Source organism: Ferroplasma sp. Type II, from assembly GCF_000496155.1.
The window spans coordinates 1,843-4,152 of record NZ_KI542741.1; the positions used below are offsets into that span (position 1 = coordinate 1,843).

At 32.3% G+C, this 2,310-nt stretch carries 3 protein-coding genes and 1 pseudogene; all 4 read left to right on the forward strand.

The features are described 5' to 3' along the window. Positions 1–300 (forward strand): annotated as a pseudogene (locus tag AMDU4_RS08860) (ribonucleotide-diphosphate reductase subunit alpha); the annotation flags it as partial. Between the two features lie 60 nt (positions 301–360). Then, on the forward strand, positions 361–636 hold the full coding sequence (locus tag AMDU4_RS08865) for a hypothetical protein (RefSeq protein WP_021787572.1): 276 nt from the start codon (positions 361–363) through the stop codon (positions 634–636). A 175-nt stretch (positions 637–811) separates the two neighbouring features. Continuing rightward, positions 812–1,408: an IS607 family transposase gene (locus AMDU4_RS08870; protein WP_290704423.1), complete on the forward strand. Its 597-nt coding sequence runs from the start codon at positions 812–814 to the stop codon at positions 1,406–1,408. Beyond that, on the forward strand, positions 1,389–2,310 hold a 922-nt coding region (locus AMDU4_RS08875; protein WP_290704799.1), incomplete at its 3' end, for an RNA-guided endonuclease TnpB family protein. The genes AMDU4_RS08870 and AMDU4_RS08875, both read left to right, overlap by 20 nt.

The following is a 2,310-nucleotide window of genomic DNA, read 5'->3' on the forward strand; positions in this document are numbered from 1 at the left end:
ATGCAGGCGACATTCCAGAGATACTGTGATTCTGGAGTTTCAAAAACAATCAACCTTCCATATGAGGCAACGCCAGAGGACATAGCTAAATCATACCGCCTCGCTAAAGAATTGCACTGCAAGGGGATAACTGTATACCGGGACAGGAGCAAGACACAGCAGGTGCTATATACTGGCACAAACCAGAAAAAGAGCGATGAGGAAAAAAAAATTGACCTCACAATGAAGATGCCTGATAAACTGTTAAAACTGGACGCAACCTTTGATCCTGCATGTCCAACTGGAAAGTGTGATTTATAATATAGATAATCACATATTAATTCCCATAAAATATTTATTCTATAATCTATTATTATATTCATGGTATTAAAATCGCAGGAGAGAGGAGACCTTGAAAATTTTATAGATGAACTTGAGCTTAATTCAAAGGAAACATATAAATTATGGAATTTTAAAAATAAAGATGAATTTGTGGCATTTATCAAGGGCTATATTTTCGGAAGCTTTACAATGGGAGTCATTGATAAAAATAAAACAATAAACAAGAATTTCATGCTGCAAGAAGATGATATAGATGAAATCATAGCCATAATAGAAAGGCGGTCTGGGGAATTTAAAGAAAATCTTGATAAATAATAAATTTGTCATAAAAATTTCTATTGCAACTATTCTATATATAAAAAATACCATAAATTCTCCCAAAAATCAGATAAAATTCCTGTAATATCCCATATTATATAGGAAATTCAAAAAAAATATATAGTCTATGATAACGATAACATTATATACATATAATATATATGTTATTGAAATGAAAGCTGAAGAAGTCCTGAACCTGTTACAGATATCCAGAAAGACGCTTCATGTCTATGCACATGATGGCAGGATCAGGTACACTGTGATGCCTAACAAGCGGTATGATTACAACGAAGAGGATGTTTACAAGATACTCAACAAGAATGTAAAAAGAAAGACAGTTCTCTACGCAAGGGTATCTACACATAAGCAAAAGAATGACCTGCAGAACCAGATTGATCAGATGAAGCAGTGGTGCTTCATGAACGGTTACACCATAAACGCAATATATTCGGATATAGCTTCAGGCATCTCATTCGAGAAAAGGAAAGGATTCTTCGAGATGCTTGATGAGATCATGAACAATAAAGTTGAAAAGGTAGTCATAACGTATAAGGATCGATTGAGCAGGGTAGGATTCGAATTATTCAGTTACCTCTTCCGGAAGTACCGAACAGAGATAGTTATTATTTCAGAGATTGGCAGCACGAAGCTTGATTCAGAAGAGGTGTTTGAAGAGATAATATCAATGATCCACTGCTATTCCATGAAGATGTATTCAAAGAGAAGGAATCATTCAGTTGAGGTGGGTTATGGAAGCAACAAGGACTGAAATAATACATACAAAATGCGGCTTATATTATTTTACACACATATCTAAAAATATATTCAATGAATTTGACTACATAACAAGGCAGAAATACTTTGAGAATTCTAAAATATACAGAGAGACAAAGATAAAAAAGAATGACGTTGTACCTTCTGAAACAACATTATATAATAATGTAAGTCCAGAAAACAATGTTTTGCCTAAACAAACACTGCAATGGATAATAAAGACATTCAGAACAATGTGGTTCTCATATTTTAAAGCATTAAGAGAATACTATAAACATCCAGAGGATTTTCTGGGAAAGCCAAATATTCCACATTATAAGGATAAGGATGGTGAATTCATTTTAATATTCACCAACCAGCAGTGCCATATAGAGAATGGAATATTGCATTTTCCAAAAATGATAAATTTAGAGGTGAAGACAAGGGTAGATGATAATGTTAATTTAAGAGAGGTAAGGATTATACCTCACGGAAACGGATATAATATAGAGATAGTTTATAAGAAGGAAATTAATGGGCCATTAATAAGAAATAATAATATTATGGGAATAGATGTTGGTGTTGACAACATCGTATCTATATCAAACAATACTGGTTTAAATCCTGTTATTGTTAAGGGCGGTGTTGTCAAATCAATTAATCAGTTCTATAATAAGCAGATTTCCAAACTTAGATCCATAAATGATATACAGAACAAGCATAATAAGAAGTATTCAAGATATACAAAAATGATGAAATTAATAACAGACAAAAGAAATAGAGAAATAAATGATTTATTCCATAAGTTGTCAATAGGAGTTGTTAATTATGCATTGTTAAACAATATTGATACAATAGTAATAGGTCACAATGAACTATGGAAGCAGAATGTCAATATGGAAAGAAGAATAATCAAAA